Origin of the sequence: Herbaspirillum lusitanum (assembly GCF_026127345.1) — a bacterium.
Lineage (GTDB): Bacteria > Pseudomonadota > Gammaproteobacteria > Burkholderiales > Burkholderiaceae_D > Herbaspirillum > Herbaspirillum lusitanum.
In genome coordinates this window covers 253,934-272,582 of the sequence record NZ_QXFG01000003.1, presented here as the reverse complement: position 1 = coordinate 272,582, position 18,649 = coordinate 253,934, and the positions used below count along the sequence as shown (strand labels likewise).

Here is an 18,649-nt window from a genome sequence, read left to right as displayed (position 1 = left end):
AATGAAGTATGGGACAAGCATTATGTTTAAACTAGATATCAATCACTATCTACTTCTTAAACATTATGTTTAAAATAGACGTATGGAATCCTTAACCAGCATTGAGTGTTTTGTCGCCTCCGCCGAGGCCGGCAGCTTCTCCGCAGCCGCGCGCCGACTAGGCCTGACGTCGGCCGCAGTCGGCAAGAACGTCGCCCGGCTCGAGTCCAACCTGGGGGTGCGGCTGTTCCAGCGCAGCACGCGCAGCCTGAGCCTGACCGAGGCCGGAGAGCGGTTTCTGCGGGAAGTCAGCGGCGGCCTGTCCAGCATCCAGAGCGCGGTCGCCAATCTGGCCAGCGCAGACGGCCAGCCGGCCGGCGTGTTGAAGGTCAGCATGGGAACGGGATTCGGGCGGGAATACATCGTGCCGCTGTTGGGAGGATTTCTGGAACGCTATCCGGCCATCTCGCCCGACTGGTATTTCGACAATCGCCCGGTGGATCTGATTACGGAAGGTTTTGATGCGGCCATCGGCGGCGGCATCGAACTGCCGCCCGGTATCGTCGCGCGTGAATTGGCGCCGGCGCATCGTGTCTTGTTGGCGTCGCCAGCCTACCTGGCGTCGCACCCGGCTATCCGTACGCCGGAAGACCTCGCCCACCACGACGGCATCCTGATCCGCTCGCCGCAGACCGGTCGCGTGCGTTCATGGACGCTGCGCAACGGTAAAGCACGAGGCAAAAATGACGGCATGCAGGCGGTGATCGACCTGAAGGTGAAAATGACCATGAGCGATCCCAATGCCGCCTGCGAAATCGCCGAGATGGGCTTGGGCATCACCTTGACTGCGATGCCGCACGCAGTGGTCTATCTGGACAAGGGATCGTTGGTGAGGGTATTGCCGGACTGGTATGTCGACGGCGGCATGCTGGCGCTCTACTTCGCCGCCGCGCGGCTGCTGCCGGCCAAGACGCGCGTGTTCGTCGATTATGTGGTGGAGCATTTCCGCAGCGAGCAACTGGCGCAGCGCTTTTCGGCGTTCTGAAAGATCAGCGGCTTCCGGCCCTCGGCGCCCCACTCACACCGCCGCCGAGATTGTTGCCGGCATCTTTCGCCAGGCTGCGATAGCCGAGTGCAGAGCACAGCGTCAACACACCGGCCATGGCAAACGCCCAATGGAAATCGATGACCGAAAAGTGCGCTTCACCGCCGGGCGCGCCCGCAACGTCGGCGCTGCCATTGAAATACGACGCCACCCGCAAAGCCAGCGCGCCAAATGCAATCCCCATGCCGATGGTCATCTGTTGCGCCACGCTCCACAAGGTGGAAGCCGCGCTCTTTTGCGCTTCGCTGACATCGGCATACGCCAGGGTCGCCAGCGTGGTGAACTGCATCGAGCGCGACAGGCCGTAGATGAAGATCGTCATCAGCACCACCGGCACCGGCGTGGTTGCGGTGAGCAGTCCGCACGCCAACACGAATACGCCGGCAATCACCGCGTTATTCAGCGCCACGCGACGGAAGCCGAAACGCTGCAACACGCGCGTGGTGAACATCTTCATGCCGAGGTTACCCAATGCGCTGGCCAGCAACAGCAAGCCGGAATGGAAAGCCGACAAACCGAAGCCGATCTGGAACAACAGCGGCAACAGATACGGCACTGCCTCGATGCCGATGCGCGTGAACGAACCGGCGACGACGGTCACGTTGAATGTCGACACCTTGAGCGTCGAATAGTCGAGCAGCGGATGTTCACGACGCATGCCGTGGCGATACGAGAACACCCCAAGCACGATGCCGCCGACGATGAACAGCAGCGCGACCAGCAAATTGGTTTCGGTGTGGCTGGCCAGTTCGGTGCCATACAGGAGTGAAGTCAAGGCGGCGCCGCTGAGGAAGAAGCCGACCATGTCCAGCGGCTTGCGCTGGCTGCCGCGCTCGTTGGGCACGATGCCGAGCACCGCGATCAGTGCCGCGATGCCGAACGGCACGTTGATCAGGAAAATCCAGTGCCAGGAAAAATAGGTGGTGATGAAGCCGCCCAGCGACGGCCCCACGACCGGCGCCACGATCGCCGGCCAGGTGATCGTCGAGATCGCCTTCATCAGCTTGTCCTTGCTGGTGTTGCGCACCACGATCAGGCGACCGACCGGCACCATCAGCGCGCCGCCCATGCCTTGCAAAATACGCGCTGCGGTGAATTCAAGGACGTTGCCGGAAATCCCGCACAGCACCGACGCCAGCGTGAAGATCACGATCGCCGAAGCAAACACCGTTCGCGAACCAAGGCGATCGGCGATCCAGCCGCTGATCGGGATGAACACCGCCAGCGTCAGCATGTAGGCGGTCATGCCCAGGCTCAGTTCATTCGGTCCGACCTTGAAGGCCTGCGCCATCTGCGGCAAGGCCGTCGCGATGATGGTGGTGTCGAGGTATTCCATGAAGAACGTCGCCGCCACGATGAACGGCAACCAATGTGCGCGCGATGGGGTCTGTGCGGCTGTCATTCCTGTTCCGTCCCTGTTTTTATTTTTGCATGCCTCAGTACCGCAAGAAATGCAGCAACACCTGCACCACGATGATTCCGCCGATCAGGCCGCCGCCGAAATACACGATCACGCCCAGCAGCAGATTGGTGCGGCGCTGTTCGGCCACCAGTTTCCTGAGCAAGTCGGCGTTCTGCTCATGCCCGCCGCCTTCGGTCGCCATGGTCAGCGCCTGATGCGCCAGGCGCGGCAACTGCGGCAACAAACGACTGTAGCGCGGTACTTCGACTTTGAGCTGCTGGATGAAACCGCGCCAGCCGATCTGTTCGTTCATCCAGCGTTCCAGATACGGTTTCGCGGTTTTCCACAAATCGAGTTCGGGATCGAGCTGGCGGCCGAGGCCTTCAACGTTAAGCAGCGTCTTTTGCAGGAGCACCAGTTGCGGTTGCACTTCGACGTTGAAACGACGCGAAGTCTGGAACAGGCGCAACAGCACCTGGCCAAACGAGATGTCTTTCAGCGGTCGGTCGAAGATCGGCTCGCAGCAGGCGCGCACGGCGGCTTCAAGTTCGTCGACGCGCGTGTCTTTCGGCGCCCAGCCGGATTCGATGTGCGCTTCGGCGACGCGCTTGTAATCGCGCTGGAAGAACGCCAGGAAATTCTGCGACAGGTAATCCTTGTCGAAGTCGGTCAATGTCCCGACGATGCCGAAATCGAGCGCGATGTAACGGCCGAAGGTGGCCGGCGCAGTCGACACCAGGATATTCCCCGGATGCATGTCGGCATGGAAGAAGCCGTCGCGGAACACCTGCGTGAAAAAGATCTCGACGCCGTCGCGCGAGAGCTTGCTCAGGTCCACGCCCTCCGCCTGCAGACGCTCGGTCTGCCCGATCGGAATGCCGTGCATGCGTTCCATCACGATCACCGACGAGGAACAATAGTCCCAGTACATCTCGGGCACCATCAGCAGATCGGAGTTGGCGAAGTTGCGGCGCAGCTGGCTGGCGTTCGCGGCCTCGCGCATCAGGTCGAGCTCGTCGTGCAGGTATTTGTCGAACTCGCCCACCACTTCCTTGGCCTTGAGCCGGCGGCCGTCGGCCCACAGACGCTCGACCCAGTCGGCGGCAATATGCATCAGGCCGATATCGTGGTCGATCGTGCTGCGCATGCCGGGACGCAAGACCTTCACGGCAACTTCGGTGCCGTCTTTCAAGGTGGCGAAGTGGACTTGCGCGATGGAAGCCGACGCAATCGGGGTGCGGTCGAAGCTGGCGAACAACACATCGGGATGCGCGCCCAGCGACTTCTCGATCTGTGCAATCGCGAGGTCGGAATCGAACGGCGGCACGCGGTCCTGCAGGCGTGTCAGTTCATCGGCGATATCCAGCGGCAGCAAGTCGCGCCGCGTCGACAACACCTGGCCGAACTTGACGAAGATCGGACCGAGGTCTTCCAGCGCGCGGCGCAGGCGTTCGCCGCGCGGCGTGGAGATATCGCGCCAGAAAAAAACACCATTGAGCAGACGCGTAATGCGCGGCGTGTCGAAGCCGGAGATCGCGATTTCATCGAGGCCGTAGCGTATCGCCACGCGTACGATCTTGAACAGACGCAGGGAACGCAAGAACATCAGCGGCGCTCCAGTTTCTCTATCCGTTTGGACAAGCGCTCCAGGTCGTCGCGCAGCTTGACGACCTCGCTGGAAAATTCATTCATGACGTGCGGGCGGATCAGCATCGGTTGTTCTTCCAGGAAGTATTCGGCGACATTTTCGGCGAGTTGTTTTTGCGTGGTCTGCGCCGCAGCGGCCATCGACCTGGCGCCGGACACGATGCGCGTGGCGGCGATGTCGCCGACTACCTTGCCGAGGTCTTCTTCCGCATCCCAGCGCAGCGACTGGCTCAGCTGGGAAATGGCATTGGCGAAGTCGGCGTCGCCTTCGATCCGGACGTAGGAAACGGCGCGCTCGCGGTTGGCCAGGATCAGTGGCAAATCAGACAACTTCAAGTGGATGGTCACAGCGGGCACGGCGTTGTCGTCGGCATTCTTGAGAAAGCCGTCGCCGGTGACGGTCAGCATCAATTGCGCCACGCCGGCGTCGATGCAGGCGGTCTTGTCGCGATGGGCAATGAGCCTCGCCTGCGCCCACGGTTCTTGCGCGAGCAAATGGTTGATGACGGCGGCAGCTGGACGCAAGAGGGAAGAGAGCATGGGAGTTCGCGGCATCAAAAAAGAAAACCGCCCGAGGGATGTCGGGCGGTTTCAAGTTTAACAGTTCTTGGCGCTGCTCAGTAAGTCGCAGGCCCGGCAACAGGATGCTTACACCTGCTGGATACCTGCCAGCACCCAGCCGCCCGCGCCGTTGACCGGCTTGGACAGATTCCAGATTTCCGCAAACGGTTCCGCCGAGGCGTCCGGCGCTTCCTTGATCAGGCCGGTGAACTTGATGGTCGCCAGGTAATCGTGCTCAAGCGTTTCAATGCCGAGCAGTTCGCCGTCGATCTGCACGACGTCGGTATTGTTGGCGACGCTGCCGCGCTCCTGCAGTTGCAGGCGCAGCTCGCCGAACATTTCCGGCGTGGTGAATTCGCGGATGTCATTGATGTCGCCCCTGTCCCACGCTGCTTGCAAGCGGATGAAATAGGTCTTGCCGCTGCGCACGAAGCCGGCCACGTCGAAGTCCGCCGGGATGCCCCATGGAATGATCGGCGCATTGGCTGCGGCAGCCGCAGACGAACCGAATTCGTTATTGCCTTGCAGCGAGGCAGGCGCTTGCACGCCGACCGGCTCGATGCGCGAACCGATTTCAGGCGTATATACCGCTGGTTCGGGCGCGCTGGCGTAGGCCGGCTGCGGCGTGAAGCCGTTATTGCCGGCGCTGCCCGTATTACCACCGCTCTTGCGCGTGAACATGCGGAACAGGAACATTGCCACGAACGCCAGCAGCGCCACCATCAGGATGGTGCTCAACATGCTTGCCATGGCGCCGCCCATGCCGAAGTGCGACAGCAGTGCGCCCAGGCCGAGGCCGAGCAAGGCGCCGCCGAGGATGCCCTTCCATGGGCTGGCCGGCTTTGGCGGCACCGATTGCGGAGTTGCCGCCGGCGCGGCCGGTTTGGCGGGTGCGATATTTGGCGACTGCGCCGGCGCCGTCGGCGCCTGGCGCGTATAGTTCGACGACTGTTTGCCGAACGAGCCGCCGCCGCCGAGACGCCTGGCTTCAGCGCCCGACATCGCGACGGTCATGGCCGTCACTGCCAGCATAAGAATGACGAAGAATTTTTTCACACAAGCTCCTACACAGATTATCTCAAGCCCAAGGCTTAGAGTTTGATACCCGTATGCAAGGCGGCGACGCCCGCAGTCAGGTTGTAATACTGCACACGCTCAAGACCAACGTCTTCCATCATCTTCTTCAGCGTTTCCTGATCCGGATGCATGCGGATCGATTCAGCCAGATAACGGTAGCTTTCGGCGTCATTGGCGACTTTCTGTCCCAGCCATGGCAGCACTGAGAAGGAATAGACGTCGTACGGCTTCTTCAGCGGTTCCCACACTTTGGAAAACTCCAGCACCAACAGCTTGCCGCCCGGTTTCAGCACGCGGCGCATTTCCGACAGGGCAATGTCCTTGTGGGTCATGTTGCGCAGGCCGAAGGCCACCGACACGCGATCGAAATAGTTGTCCGGAAAAGGCAGCTTCTCCGCGTCGCACAACAAGGTGGGGGTCGGAATGCCCTTATTCAATAGGCGGTCGCGGCCCACGCGCAGCATCGATTCGTTGATGTCGGTCAGCCAGACTTCGCCGTTCGGACCGGCCTGTTTGGCGAAGGCCTTGGACAGGTCGCCCGTGCCGCCCGCGATGTCGAGTACCTTGAAGCCGGGACGCACACCCGCCTGGGCGATCGTGAACGCCTTCCAGATCCGGTGCAGGCCGGCCGACATGAAGTCGTTCATGACGTCGTACTTGGCGGCGACGGAATGGAAGACTTCGGCGACTTTATGCACCTTGTCGTCTTCCGAAACAGTCTGATAACCGAAGTGGGTAGTGTTGGTCATGTGGCAACCTGAAATAAGGAATACAAAGAAGGCGACATTATAAAGCGAGGCTCGCGGAGCTCAATGATGGTGACCGCAGGCGCTGCCGCCGGCCGAACTCATGTCCTGATCGCGGCCGCTTTCGCGCGTGAAACCCGCCGCTTCCAGTTTTTGCAGATAGGCTTCCCACATCGCATCCTGGTCGCGTCCCAGTTGATAGAGATACTCCCAGGTGAAAATGCCGCTGGAATGTTCATCCGAGAATATCGGTTTGATGCCGTAATTGCCGACAGGTTCGACGCCCACGATGCCCACTTCACGCTTGCCGGTCTGCAGGGTTTCCTGCCCGTGACCGTGGCCGCGCACTTCGGCCGAGGGCGAATACACGCGCAGCAATTCGAACGGGATCGAGAACTGGGCGCCGTCGTCGAAAGCGACTTCCATCACGCGCGACTGCGTGCGGACCTTGAAGGATACGGGCGTGGGACCGGAGCTCATTGCGTGCGCTTCCTATTCTGTGTGAGGTATTGCGGGATGAGGGTTGCGTCGATGGCGCGCAGTCAGATTGCGGCCGCCAGTTCGCGCGCAATCGCCGCGCGCAGCTTTGGCAGCAAAGCGGTACGTTCGGCGAGGGATGCAGCAGCGCTGTCGCGACGCGCCTCGGCCCAGACCGGGCTGGGGAAATGCGCGTCGTCGAGGTAGCGGGGAATGACATGCCAGTGCACGTGCGGGGTCATGTTGCCGAGGCTGGCGACGTTCATTTTTTCCGGCTGCATGACTTCGCGCACGGCCGTTTCAACCGCCCACACCGCGGACATCACGGCGCTGCGATCCGCCGGCGCGAGGTCGGTCATTTCCTTGACGTGGCCGTTCCAGATGACGCGGCAGAAACCGGGATACGCCGGCTCGTCGACCAGCACGACGCGCAAGCTGCCGTTATTGAACAGCAGCTCGCCGCCGTCGCCGTCGCACAAATCGCAAGCGTTCGCCATGCTCATGCTTACACCAGCACGCGTTCAATGCCGCCGTTGTTGGCGCGGGCCACGTAGTCAGGCAACCAGTTTTCGCCGAGCAGGTGCTTGGCCATTTCGACCACGATGTAATCGGCGGTAGTGCCCGAATCTTCGTTGTAGCGCGACAAACCCTGGAAGCACGACGGGCACGAGGTCAGGATCTTGACGTCGCCGTCGAAGCCGTCGGCGCGCACCTTGTCGGCGCCCTTGCGCATCTCTTCTTCCTTGCGGAAGCGCACCTGGGTCGACACATCCGGACGGCTCACGCCGAAGGTGCCCGACTCGCCGCAGCAGCGATCGTTCTTCTCGATCTTTTGCGCGTCGATGGTGGTGATCAGCGAGTTGACGGTCTTCAGCGGATCCTGCAACTTCATCGGGCTGTGGCAGGGATCGTGGTACATGTAACGGGTACCGGTGACGCCTTCCAGGCGCACGCCCTTTTCCAGCAGATATTCGTGGATGTCGATGATGCGGCAGCCCGGGAATATCTTTTCGAATTCATACCCCTGCAACTGGTCATAGCAGGTGCCGCAAGACACCACGACGGTCTTGATGTCGAGATAATTCAGCGTGTTGGCCATGCGATGGAACAGCACGCGGTTGTCGGTGATGATCTTCTCGGCCTTGTCGAAATCGCCGCTGCCGCGTTGCGGATAACCGCAGCACAGGTAACCCGGCGGCAATACGGTCTGCACGCCGACGTTCCACAGCATCGCCTGCGTGGCGAGGCCGACTTGCGAGAACAGGCGCTCCGAACCGCAACCCGGGAAGTAGAACACCGCTTCGGTTTCCGCCGTGGTGGTCTTCGGATCGCGGATGATCGGCACGATCTTGTCGTCTTCGATGTCGAGCAGTGCGCGCGCGGTCTTCTTCGGCAGGTTGCCCGGCATCTTCTTGTTGATGAAGTGAATCACCTGCTCCTTGATCGGCGCCTTGCCGACCGTGGCCGCAGGTTTTTGCGTCTGCTTCCGGGCGAACTTCTTGAAGATGTCGTTGCCCAGACGTTGCGCCTTGAAGCCCCAGTCGGTCATCACCTTGCGCGTGGCATTGATGGTGGCCGGATCGGTGGCGTTGAGGAAGAACATCGCCGTCGCCGTGCCCGGATTGAACGACTTCTTGCCCATCTTGCGCAGCAGATTGCGCATGTTCATCGAGACGTCGCCGAAGTCGATGTCGACCGGGCATGGCGTCACGCATTTGTGGCAGACGGTGCAATGGTCGGCGACGTCTTCGAATTCTTCCCAATGCTTGATCGACACGCCGCGGCGGGTCTGCTCTTCGTACAGGAAGGCTTCGACCAGCAACGAGGTGGCCAGGATCTTATTGCGCGGCGAGTACAGCAGGTTCGCGCGCGGCACGTGCGTCGCGCACACCGGTTTGCACTTGCCGCAACGCAGGCAATCCTTGACGCTGTTGGCGATGGCGCCGATATCGCTTTGCTGCATGATCAGCGATTCGTGCCCCATCAGGCCGAAGGACGGCGTATAGGCGTTGCTCAGGTCGGCCTCAAAACCTGGCAGGTTCAGCAGCTTGCCCTTGTTGAAACGGCCTTCCGGATCGACGCGCAATTTGTAGTCGCGGAATTCGCTGATTTCATCTTCGGTCAGAAACTCCAGCTTGGTGATGCCGATGCCGTGCTCGCCGGAAATCACGCCGTCCAGCGAACGCGCCAGCGTCATGATGCGCGCCACGGCTTCGTGGGCGTCCTGCAGCATCTGGTAGTGATCGGAGTTGACGGGCAAGTTGGTGTGCACGTTGCCGTCGCCGGCATGCATGTGCAGCGCCACGAACACACGGCCGCGCAATACGCGCTTGTGAACCGCATTGCATTCTTCGAGAATCAGCTTGAACGCGCCGCCGCTGAAAATCTGGCGTAATTGCGCGCGCACTTCCTGCTTCCACGATACACGCACGGTGCGGTCCTGCACGACGTGAAACACGTTGGCGTCAGGCTGGTCGAGCAGGCGCTGGTCGAACACCGGCAACAGCTTGTCGAGACCCAGCGCGGCCATTTCTCCCTTCGCCACGGTCAGCGGCTTGTCGAGATTGGCCAGCAGGTAGCTCCAGCGCGCCTGGGTCCTGGCGATCAGTTCTTCGGCCTGGTGTACACGATCTTCCAGCATTTCCGCAGCGGGAATGTCTTCGCCTTCGGCATCGTCGCTCTTGCCCAGCGGCAGGTTGCCCTTGACGAAGAAAGCATTGAGCTCGTCCAGGAATTGCAGCTTGTTCTTGATCGACAGTTCGATATTGATGCGCTCGATGCCGTCGGTGTACTCACCCATGCGCGGCAGCGGAATCACGACGTCTTCATTGATCTTGAAGGCGTTGGTGTGCTTGGCGATGGCGGCGGTGCGCGAACGGTCGAGCCAGAACTTCTTGCGCGCTTCCGGGCTGATCGCGACGAAGCCTTCGCCGACGCGATTGTTGGCCATGCGGATCACTTCCGAGGCGGCTTGCGCCACGGCGTTTTCGTCGTCACCGACGATGTCGCCGATCAGCACCATCTTCGGCAGCACGCCGCGTTTGGATTTGGTGGCGTAGCCGACCGCGCGCAGGTAGCGTTCGTCCAGATGCTCCAGGCCGGCCAGGATGGCGCCGCCCTTTTTGGTTTCGGCGTCGAGGTAGTTCTTGATTTCGACGATCGACGGAATCGCATCGCGCGCCTGGCCGAAGAATTCGAGGCAGACGGTACGCGTCTGCTTAGGCATCTTGTGCAGGATCCAGCGCGCCGAGGTGATCAGGCCGTCGCAACCTTCTTTCTGAATACCGGGCAAACCCGACAGGAATTTGTCGGTGACGTCCTTGCCCAGGCCTTCCTTGCGGAACTTGCGGCCGGCGATCTCGAGGATCTCGGTTTTGAAGACTTCGGTCTTCTGGCCTTTTTCGCCGGGGTGCGACCACTCGAGCTTGAAGCTCGCCAGTTCGACGTCGTGGATCTTGCCGAGGTTGTGATCCAGGCGTGTGACTTCGAGCCAGTCGCCCTGCGGATCGACCATGCGCCAGCTGGCCAGGTTGTCGAGCGCGGTGCCCCACAACACGGCCTTCTTGCCGCCGGCGTTCATGGCGACGTTGCCGCCGATGCATGAAGCTTCGGCCGAAGTCGGATCCACCGCGAACACGAAGCCGGCTTTTTCAGCGGCATCGGAGACGCGCTTGGTGACCACGCCAGCGCCCGAATAAATCGTCGCGTACGGCTTGTCCAGTCCAGGCAAGACTTCCATCTCGACGGCGCCGAGCTGTTCCAGCTTTTCGGTATTGATGACGGCCGACATCGGCGTCAGCGGAATCGCGCCGCCGGTATAACCGGTGCCGCCGCCGCGCGGGATGATGGTCAGGCCGAGTTCGATACAGGCCTTGACCAGGCCGGCCATCTCGTCTTCGCTGTCGGGCGTGAGCACGACGAACGGATATTCGACGCGCCAGTCGGTGGCGTCGGTTACGTGCGAGACGCGCGACAGGCCGTCGAACTTGATGTTGTCCTTGGCGGTATAGCGACCCAGAACCTTGGTGGCGCGCTTGCGCAGGTCGTAGGTGTGCTTGAATTCTTCACCGAAATCAGCGATGGCTTTGCGCGCCGCCTTGATCAGCAGCTCGACATTGGCGCTGCGGCGCGCACTATCGGCAGCGGCGGCATCGCCCGATTCAGACTGGTTGACGTCGATGCGGCGCTTGTCCACTTCGGCCAGGCGATGGTGCAAGGCTTCGATCAATGCAGCGCGACGCTTGGGATTGTCCAGCATGTCGTCCTGCAGATACGGGTTGCGGCGCACCACCCAGATGTCGCCCAGCACCTCATACAGCATGCGTGCGGATCGACCGGTCTGGCGCTTGCTGCGCAACTCGTCGAGCACGCGCCACGCGTCTTCGCCCAACAGGCGGATCACGATTTCGCGGTCGGAGAACGAGGTGTAGTTGTACGGAATTTCGCGCAAGCGCGTGGGGCTGGCACCCTGCGGTGCGTCAGTGAGCAAAGCCTGGATTTTTGCGGGGGCGTTCATTAATTTTGGGAAAAAATCTGCTGCCGGATATGCATTTTATCTTATTGCCGTCCCTCGCGAGGGAATGCCCTTACTTTTGGAAGAACAATGAGAAATGGTTCTTATTTGCGAAAAATCGCTACAATTGACGTGATTTCCGCATTGCAACATGGCGCCTCCCTATTGAATCAATAAATACAATCAATTTTTATATATTGATTGAATAAATTTATCATTAGGTATCGAGATGCTTATCGCGTCCTTTCCTTGGTCCATGGAGAATGCTATGTTGCAATTATTGATTACCGAAATTCTGGAAAATCTAGCCATCACCCTCGCCGAATATGCCGAGTGCAAGGCTTAGGACAGCCATCCGCCAATCCGATCCCGAGGATGACTGCCATGATACAAGCCCAATTGCGCGAACAATTCCCTGTCGAACCGACACCCGCAGCCGCTCCCGCTCCTTCCCACCCGGGATTCTGGGCCGGCCTGCGCCTGCGCCAGATCGCCATGCTGGCGGTCGCGCTGGTGTTCGTCCTGGTCAAATCCTACGAAAGCCTGCAGGCCTTTTTCCTGACCCATCCCGAAGTCAAGATGGCGCTGCTCGGCTCGTCCGCAGCAGCCGGACTGACTGCCTTGGGCGCCCTCGGCGTGCTGTTCACGCGGCGCATTTCCGAACGTACGCAAGACGTCCTGCTCGGTTACGGCGGCGGCATCATGCTGGCCGCGAGCGTGTTTTCGCTGATCATTCCCGCCATGAACCAGGCGCAAGCGCTGGGTTATGAAAAAACCGGTGCGGTGTTGCTGACCGCCACCGGCATCATGCTCGGCGGCCTGTTCGTGCTGGCGATCAATCATCTGATCCCGCACCAGCATTTCATCGCACCCAATCCGGCGATCCAGACCATGCGCACCAGCCGCATCTGGATGTTCGTGATGGCGGTGACGATCCACAATTTTCCCGAAGGCCTGGCGATCGGCGTGGGTTTCGGCGGCGACGACATGGGCAAGGCGATTGCGCTGGCCACCGGCATCGGCATCCAGGACATTCCGGAAGGACTGGTGGTGGCGCTGGCCTTGCGCACGCTCGGCTATTCGCCGTGGAAGTCGGCCGGCGCCGGCATCCTGTCCGGGCTGGTGGAACCGATCGGCGGCGTGCTCGGCGCGCTGGCCACAGGCGTGTCGGCCACCGCCTTGCCGTGGGCTCTGGCCGGTGCGGGCGGCGCGATGCTGTTCGTAATCAGCCACGAAGTGATTCCGGAATCGCACCGGCAAGGCCATGAAACCCAAGCCACGCTCGGCCTGCTGGCCGGCTTCGTAACGATGATGCTGCTCGATACGCTATTAGGCTAACCAGTGCGCGATGCTGCGCCAGAAACCATCCGGCACGTTGAGCAGCAGCCAGGTCATGAACAGGTAGCGCAGGAACTTCCCTACCATCATGTAAAACACCGACGGCCAGAACGGCAGCCTCAACCAGCCGGCCAGCGTGCAGATCGGATCGCCGACGCCCGGCAGCCAGGCCAGCAGCATGGTCTTGGGACCGAAGCGTTCGAGCCAGTGAAACCAGCGGCTGCTGCGTTCACGCGCAAAGGTCTGCTTGGCGCCGTATCCCATCCAGTAGTCCACCATTCCCCCCAGCGTATTGCCGACCGTGGCCACCAGGATGACCGGCCAGAACATGTCGCCATTGGCCTTGATGACGGCAAACACGGCCGGCTCCGAGCCGAGCGGCAGCAATGTCGCCGAGATGAAGCTGATGAAAAATACCGACGTCAGCCCGACGGTCGGTACGGCAAGGAAGTTCAGCAACCACAAAATGGCGGATTCAATCATGCAGACCGGATAAGAAGGAGTGGTGGGAGAAAATTGACGCGCATTCGCGCTGTTTGACTGCAGATGACAACAAAAGCGAATTCTTCAAGCCGGCAAAAACCGGTGCTTCCTATGCTGCATCCGCATGCGGATATAAGCCTGTCAGTCGCCTCCATTATAATGATCAGTTCGCCGCGCCCCTGCGTTTCCCGATCTGCCATCGGAAAACAGCGTGAGAATCGCAGTCCCGAACTGCGCCAACCGTGCCTCTAGCTGACTATGACCACCGACTATCTGCAAAAAATCCTTACCGCCCGTGTCTACGACGTTGCCATGGAAACGCCGCTGGAAATTGCGAACACCCTGTCGCAACGGATGGAAAACCGGATTTACTTCAAACGTGAAGACATGCAGAGCGTATTCAGTTTCAAGCTGCGCGGCGCCTATAACAAGATGGCGCATCTGCCGCCGGCGCAACTCAAGCGCGGCGTGATCTGCGCATCCGCCGGCAACCATGCGCAAGGCGTCGCGCTGTCGGCAGCCAAGCTAGGCTGCCGCGCCGTGATCGTGATGCCGACCACCACGCCATCCGTCAAGATCGAAGCCGTCAAGGGCCGCGGCGGTGAAGTCGTATTGTTCGGCGACTCGTTCACCGACGCCTACAATCATGCGCTGACGCTGGAAAAGAAACTCAAGCTGACCTTCGTTCATCCCTTCGACGACCCTTATGTCATCGCCGGCCAGGGCACCGTCGGCATGGAAATCCTGCGCCAGCATGCCGATCCGATCCACGCCATTTTTGTCGCCATCGGCGGCGGCGGCCTGATCTCCGGCATCGCCGCGTACGTCAAGGCGGTGCGCCCCGACATCAAGATCATCGGCGTGCAGACCACCGACTCCGACGCCATGGCGCGCAGCATCAAGGCCGGCCGCCGCATCACCCTGCCCGACGTCGGCCTGTTCTCGGACGGCACCGCCGTCAAGCTGGTCGGCGAAGAAACCTTCCGCATCACACGCCAACTGGTGGACGACATCATCCTGGTCGACACCGACGCCGTGTGCACCGCGATCAAGGATATCTTCCAGGACACGCGCAGCATCGTCGAGCCGGCCGGCGCGCTGGCCGTGGCCGGCGCCAAGGCCTACATCGAACGCGCCAAGAACAGCAAGAAGCCGATCAGGAATCAATCCCTGATCACCATTGCCTGCGGCGCCAACATGAACTTCGACCGCCTGCGCTTCGTCGCTGAAATGGCCGACGTCGGCGAGGCGCGCGAAGCGGTGTTCGCCGTGACGATTCCCGAAGAACACGGCAGCTTCAAGCGCTTCTGCGAAGTGGTCGGCCCGCGCAACGTGACCGAATTCAACTACCGCATCAGCGATGCCAAATCGGCCCACATCTTCGTCGGCATCCAGACCAGCAGCGCCGACGAACCGGCCAGGATCGCCAAGACGTTCGAGAAGAACGGCTTCGGCACGCTCGACCTGACCCACGACGAGCTGGCCAAGGTGCACATCCGCCATCTGGTCGGCGGCAAGAGTTCGCTGGCGCAGGACGAACTGCTGTATCGCTTTGAATTCCCCGAGCGTCCGGGTGCGCTGATGCGCTTTCTCAGCACCATGAATCCGAACTGGAACATCAGCCTGTTCCACTACCGCAACCAGGGCGGCGACGTGGGACGCATCCTGGTCGGCCTGCAGGTGCCGAAGAAGGAAATGAAGACCTTCCGCGCCTTCCTCGACAACCTCGGCTATCGCCATTGGGATGAAAGCAAGAACCCGCTGTACAAACTGTTCCTGGGCTGACGCTGCCGAGGACGCAATACGATTTCAGAAGCACGAAGGATGCAAGACCATGAACCACGCTAACACCAACAATTCCCCCGACACCTCGCCGCTGGGCAAGTCGTCCGCCTATCCGGACGTCTACGATCCGGCATTGCTGTTCCCGATCCCGCGCCAGCCCAAGCGCGACGAACTGGGCGTGACCGGTACGCTGCCGTTCTTCGGCGTCGACATCTGGAATGCCTACGAAGTGTCGTGGCTGAACCAGCGCGGCAAGCCGCAAATCGCGATCGCCACCTTCATGATCCAGGCCGACTCGCCCAACATCATCGAGTCGAAATCATTCAAGCTGTATCTGAATTCCTTCAACCAGGCCCGCCTTGACGATCAGCAGGCGTTGGTCGCTTTGCTGCAGAAAGATCTGTCGGCGGCGGCAGGCGCCGGCGTACAGGTAACATTGACCGAACCGGGGGCGTTTTCGGCATTGCAGATGGGCGAGCTCAGCGGCATGTTGCTCGATCGCCTCGATATCGAAGTCGTCGATCGCCATCCGGATCCGGCGCTGCTGTCGGCCAATCACGATGAAGCAACCGTCGAAGAGACGCTACTCTCGCATTTGCTCAAATCCAACTGCCCGGTCACCGGCCAGCCGGATTGGGGCAGCGTGCAGATCCATTACGTCGGCGCACCGATCAATCAGGAGGCGCTGCTGAAATACCTGATCGGTTTCCGCGAGCACAACGAATTCCACGAGCAATGCGTGGAGCGTATTTTCGTCGACGTGCTGCGTCAGTGCCGTCCGCAAAAACTCGCGGTCTATGCGCGCTACACGCGTCGCGGCGGCCTCGACATCAATCCGTGGCGCAGCAACTTCTCGGCTGCACGCGCGCCGTCCAATCTGCGCAACGCGCGTCAGTAGGGGGGAACGGCGGCGATCTTTCAGGCGGCGCCGTTTTTTGTTACAAAACCATTACATCGCGGAGCCTGCCGCGTAACGCCCTGCCCTCGCGGCAGGCGGCGTTTTCGCTCATTTCGGCCGCAACATTTTGAAACGATTTATCGGTATTGCATAAAACTTCTTGTGCAATGATCCGGTCTCACTCTCGACTCCATCGCCAGGCAATGCTCAATGCTCGTCCAGGGGATCGCCACGTCGATTTTTACGGCGCAGAAATCTGGTCAGTTTCCTACCGGCATTCCGTTATGCAGCGCCGGTTGCAATCGCCTGTCGACACCATCAACAAATAGTAGAAATAGCCAATAAAAATATGCGCCAATTACTTTCCTCCCTTCGCTCCTCCCGCACCTTGCTTGCCGGCGCCTTTGCGCTCGGCTGCGCCGCGACTTCGCTTCCCGCCATGGCGCAACAGAGCGACGAATTCAGCTGGTGGCAATCCATCAAGGATCACGCCTCGGAAATCGTCGACAAGGGAGACGATGCGATTTACGTATCGGGATTGGCGCATCACGGCCGCAGTACCTATACCAAGGAAAAGCTCGACCAACTGAACGAGCACGCCTGGGGCCTCGGCTATGGCAAGACCATGCGCAACGAACGCGGCAACGACGAGTCGTTGTACGGTTTCGTGCTCAAGGATTCACATCGCCACCCGCAAATCATGGCCGGCTATGCCTATGAATGGGTTTATCCGATTGGTCATACGCCGCTGGAATTGGGCATCGGCGGCACCGCGATGCTGATGAGCCGGCAGGATTATTTCGGCGGCGTGCCGTTCCCGGTGCCGTTGCCGCTGGCTTCGATCGGCACCAAGAAAGCCAAGGTGATGTTTGCCTACGTGCCGCGCCTGTCGTCGAACAAGAACAGCGGCGACGTATTGCTGGTTTTCGGTCGCATCGAGATGTAATTTTTGCCGGAGCGTTTCGCCCGTAAAGCAAGCCTGTCGTACCGCTGCGGCAGCTTGCGGGGCTTCTTCCCGGCAATAGTGTTGTTTGCAATGAGGCAACACCGGAATTCATTGCGTAACTCCCAAAGAAGCCTATAATCCTGCACAAAAGCCTATCTAGCGCCTTCTTTTGTGTCATGACAAATCTTGCAAAAATCCTGTCCCCAGAGAACGTCATTCTGGATCTAGAAGTCTCCAGCAAAAAACGAGCATTCGAACAAGCCGGACTTACCTTTGAAAACAACAGCGGCATCGCCCGCTCGACCGTTTCCGAAAACCTGTTTGCACGCGAACGACTCGGCTCGACAGGACTGGGCCATGGAGTCGCCGTTCCGCACGGCCGCATCAAGGGCTTGAAAGCACCGCTGGCGCTGTTCATGCGTCTGGCCGAACCGATTCCTTTCGAGTCTCCTGACGGCGAACCGGTCAAGCTGCTGATCTTCCTGCTCATTCCCGACAATGTCACCCAGCAGCATCTGGAAATCCTGTCCGAAATTGCAGAGATGTTTTCGGACAATGCCTTCCGCAATGAATTGATCTCCGACCCGGACCAGGCGTCGGTCTATTCGCGCCTGGTAACCTGGCAGCCGTCGCTGGAAAAAACCAATTAAACGAAGCGCCGCGAACGATGCGATGTCATTCGCACCGGTTGCTCATACAGCTCAACCACGCCATTGACCGCCCTATCGGAATCGGAGAACCATGCCTTCATTTACCGCGTTATCGATACAGCAACTGTATGAAGAAAATCGCGAATCGTTGCAACTGGGCTGGTTTGCCGGCTTCCCTGGCGGTGAACGCCTGATCTCCGGCGACGCCGCCTCCGCCGCCGACCAGGTCGGTCACTTGAACCTGATCCACCCCGGCCGCATCCAGGTCTTCGGCCACCAGGAAACCGAGTACTACCAACGTCTTTCGAACACCTCGCGCGCCTACCAGACCGCAGAACTGGTCGCCGGCGAACCGCCCGCCTTCATCATCGCGCAAGGCCTGGCGACCCCGCCCGACATCCTGGCCATCTGCGACGAAAAAAACATTCCGCTGTTCTCCACGCCGCTGCCGGCCGCGCAAGTCATCGATTACCTGCGCGTTTACCTTTCCAAGAAACTGGCGCAGCAGATCACCATGCACGGCGTCTTCATGGACGTGCTTGGCGTGGGCGTGTTGATCACCGGTGAATCCGGCTTGGGCAAAAGTGAACTGGGCCTGGAACTGATTTCGCGCAGCCACGGCCTGGTGGCCGATGACGCGGTCGAATTTGCGCGCATTGCACCCAACATGATCGAGGGCCGTTGCCCGCCGCTGCTGCAAAACTTGCTGGAAGTGCGCGGCCTTGGCTTGCTCGACATCAAGGCCATCTTCGGCGAAACAGCGGTGCGCCGTAAAATGCGCCTGAAACTCATCGTGCATCTGGTCCGCCGCAGCACGCTGGAAGAAAATTACGAGCGCTTGCCGCTCGATGCGCAATTCGAAGACGTGCTCGGTTTGCCGATCCGCAAAGTGGTGATCCCGGTGGCGGCCGGCCGCAATATCGCGGTGCTGCTGGAAGCGGCGGTGCGCAACACCATCCTGCAATTGCGCGGCATCGACACGCTCAAGGAATTCATCGATCGCCAGCGCAAGGCGATGAACGGCGAATAAGCCGCGAACGGA

16 protein-coding genes are annotated in these 18,649 nt (G+C 60.3%); 7 read left to right on the top strand and 9 right to left on the bottom strand.

All coding sequences use genetic code 11. From position 1 onward, the window contains the following. Window positions 1-82 precede the first annotated feature (82 nt). Entirely contained in the window at window positions 83-1,024 is a 942-nt protein-coding gene (locus DXT88_RS02480; RefSeq protein WP_265211449.1) for a LysR family transcriptional regulator, read from the top strand. A 4-nt stretch (window positions 1,025-1,028) separates the two neighbouring features. Here the strand turns inward: DXT88_RS02480 and DXT88_RS02475 are convergent, their stop codons facing one another. The 8 genes from DXT88_RS02475 to DXT88_RS02440 form a co-directional block, all read right to left on the bottom strand. After that, on the bottom strand, window positions 1,029-2,486 hold the full coding sequence (locus DXT88_RS02475) for a DHA2 family efflux MFS transporter permease subunit (protein WP_265211448.1): 1,458 nt from the start codon (window positions 2,484-2,486) through the stop codon (window positions 1,029-1,031). Between the two features lie 34 nt (window positions 2,487-2,520). After that, on the bottom strand, window positions 2,521-4,092 hold the full coding sequence (ubiB, locus tag DXT88_RS02470; RefSeq protein WP_265211447.1) for a ubiquinone biosynthesis regulatory protein kinase UbiB: 1,572 nt from the start codon (window positions 4,090-4,092) through the stop codon (window positions 2,521-2,523). Next, entirely contained in the window at window positions 4,092-4,673 is a 582-nt protein-coding gene (locus tag DXT88_RS02465; RefSeq protein ID WP_238533918.1) for a ubiquinone biosynthesis accessory factor UbiJ, read from the bottom strand. The genes ubiB and DXT88_RS02465 overlap by 1 nt, the downstream gene beginning before the upstream one ends. A gap of 108 nt (window positions 4,674-4,781) precedes the next feature. Beyond that, complete coding sequence (locus tag DXT88_RS02460) at window positions 4,782-5,750, bottom strand: Tim44 domain-containing protein (protein ID WP_265211446.1); 969 nt, start codon at window positions 5,748-5,750, stop codon at window positions 4,782-4,784. A 35-nt stretch (window positions 5,751-5,785) separates the two neighbouring features. After that, window positions 5,786-6,520: a bifunctional demethylmenaquinone methyltransferase/2-methoxy-6-polyprenyl-1,4-benzoquinol methylase UbiE gene (gene ubiE, locus DXT88_RS02455; protein WP_016832863.1), complete on the bottom strand. Its 735-nt coding sequence runs from the start codon at window positions 6,518-6,520 to the stop codon at window positions 5,786-5,788. Window positions 6,521-6,580: 60 nt separating this feature from the next. Then, window positions 6,581-6,997 (bottom strand): DUF971 domain-containing protein, encoded by a 417-nt coding sequence (locus tag DXT88_RS02450; RefSeq protein ID WP_265211445.1) that lies wholly within the window; start codon window positions 6,995-6,997, stop codon window positions 6,581-6,583. Window positions 6,998-7,059: 62 nt separating this feature from the next. Continuing rightward, window positions 7,060-7,497: an HIT family protein gene (locus tag DXT88_RS02445; RefSeq protein ID WP_265211444.1), complete on the bottom strand. Its 438-nt coding sequence runs from the start codon at window positions 7,495-7,497 to the stop codon at window positions 7,060-7,062. A gap of 2 nt (window positions 7,498-7,499) precedes the next feature. After that, window positions 7,500-11,510 carry an FAD/FMN-binding oxidoreductase gene (locus DXT88_RS02440; protein ID WP_265211443.1) on the bottom strand — a complete coding sequence of 1,337 codons (4,011 nt, stop codon included), beginning with the start codon at window positions 11,508-11,510 and terminating at the stop codon, window positions 7,500-7,502. A 381-nt stretch (window positions 11,511-11,891) separates the two neighbouring features. Here DXT88_RS02440 and DXT88_RS02435 point away from each other — a divergent pair, with 381 nt between their 5' ends. After that, window positions 11,892-12,845: a ZIP family metal transporter gene (locus tag DXT88_RS02435; RefSeq protein WP_265211442.1), complete on the top strand. Its 954-nt coding sequence runs from the start codon at window positions 11,892-11,894 to the stop codon at window positions 12,843-12,845. Here the strand turns inward: DXT88_RS02435 and DXT88_RS02430 are convergent. After that, window positions 12,837-13,328: a YqaA family protein gene (locus DXT88_RS02430; protein ID WP_016832856.1), complete on the bottom strand. Its 492-nt coding sequence runs from the start codon at window positions 13,326-13,328 to the stop codon at window positions 12,837-12,839. The two genes, DXT88_RS02435 and DXT88_RS02430, sit on opposite strands and share 9 nt — an antisense overlap. Before the next feature lie 258 nt (window positions 13,329-13,586). Here DXT88_RS02430 and ilvA point away from each other — a divergent pair, with 258 nt between their 5' ends. From ilvA to hprK, 5 genes are all read left to right on the top strand, one after another. Then, complete coding sequence (ilvA, locus tag DXT88_RS02425) at window positions 13,587-15,113, top strand: threonine ammonia-lyase, biosynthetic (protein WP_265211441.1); 1,527 nt, start codon at window positions 13,587-13,589, stop codon at window positions 15,111-15,113. 49 nt (window positions 15,114-15,162) lie between these two features. Continuing rightward, a complete protein-coding gene (gene queF, locus DXT88_RS02420; protein WP_265211440.1) occupies window positions 15,163-16,011 on the top strand; it encodes an NADPH-dependent 7-cyano-7-deazaguanine reductase QueF in 849 nt (282 codons plus the stop codon). Between the two features lie 439 nt (window positions 16,012-16,450). Continuing rightward, window positions 16,451-16,957 (top strand): hypothetical protein, encoded by a 507-nt coding sequence (locus tag DXT88_RS02415; RefSeq protein WP_085943989.1) that lies wholly within the window; start codon window positions 16,451-16,453, stop codon window positions 16,955-16,957. A 176-nt stretch (window positions 16,958-17,133) separates the two neighbouring features. Next, complete coding sequence (locus DXT88_RS02410; RefSeq protein ID WP_016832849.1) at window positions 17,134-17,607, top strand: PTS sugar transporter subunit IIA; 474 nt, start codon at window positions 17,134-17,136, stop codon at window positions 17,605-17,607. 91 nt (window positions 17,608-17,698) lie between these two features. After that, window positions 17,699-18,637: an HPr(Ser) kinase/phosphatase gene (gene hprK / locus DXT88_RS02405; protein WP_053195082.1), complete on the top strand. Its 939-nt coding sequence runs from the start codon at window positions 17,699-17,701 to the stop codon at window positions 18,635-18,637. Window positions 18,638-18,649 lie beyond the last annotated feature (12 nt).

Excerpts from the sequence above, each read along its gene's own strand:
- DXT88_RS02480 (WP_265211449.1), top strand. The coding sequence starts at position 83 with ATGGAATCCTTAACCAGCATTGAGTGTTTTGTCGCCTCCGCCGAGGCC.
- DXT88_RS02475 (WP_265211448.1), bottom strand. The coding sequence starts at position 2,486 with ATGACAGCCGCACAGACCCCATCGCGCGCACATTGGTTGCCGTTCATC.
- ubiB (WP_265211447.1), bottom strand. The coding sequence starts at position 4,092 with ATGTTCTTGCGTTCCCTGCGTCTGTTCAAGATCGTACGCGTGGCGATA.
- DXT88_RS02465 (WP_238533918.1), bottom strand. The coding sequence starts at position 4,673 with ATGCTCTCTTCCCTCTTGCGTCCAGCTGCCGCCGTCATCAACCATTTG.
- ubiE (WP_016832863.1), bottom strand. The coding sequence starts at position 6,520 with ATGACCAACACTACCCACTTCGGTTATCAGACTGTTTCGGAAGACGAC.
- DXT88_RS02450 (WP_265211445.1), bottom strand. The coding sequence starts at position 6,997 with ATGAGCTCCGGTCCCACGCCCGTATCCTTCAAGGTCCGCACGCAGTCG.
- DXT88_RS02445 (WP_265211444.1), bottom strand. The coding sequence starts at position 7,497 with ATGAGCATGGCGAACGCTTGCGATTTGTGCGACGGCGACGGCGGCGAG.
- DXT88_RS02440 (WP_265211443.1), bottom strand. The coding sequence starts at position 11,510 with ATGAACGCCCCCGCAAAAATCCAGGCTTTGCTCACTGACGCACCGCAG.
- DXT88_RS02435 (WP_265211442.1), top strand. The coding sequence starts at position 11,892 with ATGATACAAGCCCAATTGCGCGAACAATTCCCTGTCGAACCGACACCC.
- DXT88_RS02430 (WP_016832856.1), bottom strand. The coding sequence starts at position 13,328 with ATGATTGAATCCGCCATTTTGTGGTTGCTGAACTTCCTTGCCGTACCG.
- ilvA (WP_265211441.1), top strand. The coding sequence starts at position 13,587 with ATGACCACCGACTATCTGCAAAAAATCCTTACCGCCCGTGTCTACGAC.
- queF (WP_265211440.1), top strand. The coding sequence starts at position 15,163 with ATGAACCACGCTAACACCAACAATTCCCCCGACACCTCGCCGCTGGGC.
- DXT88_RS02415 (WP_085943989.1), top strand. The coding sequence starts at position 16,451 with ATGGCGCAACAGAGCGACGAATTCAGCTGGTGGCAATCCATCAAGGAT.
- DXT88_RS02410 (WP_016832849.1), top strand. The coding sequence starts at position 17,134 with ATGACAAATCTTGCAAAAATCCTGTCCCCAGAGAACGTCATTCTGGAT.
- hprK (WP_053195082.1), top strand. The coding sequence starts at position 17,699 with ATGCCTTCATTTACCGCGTTATCGATACAGCAACTGTATGAAGAAAAT.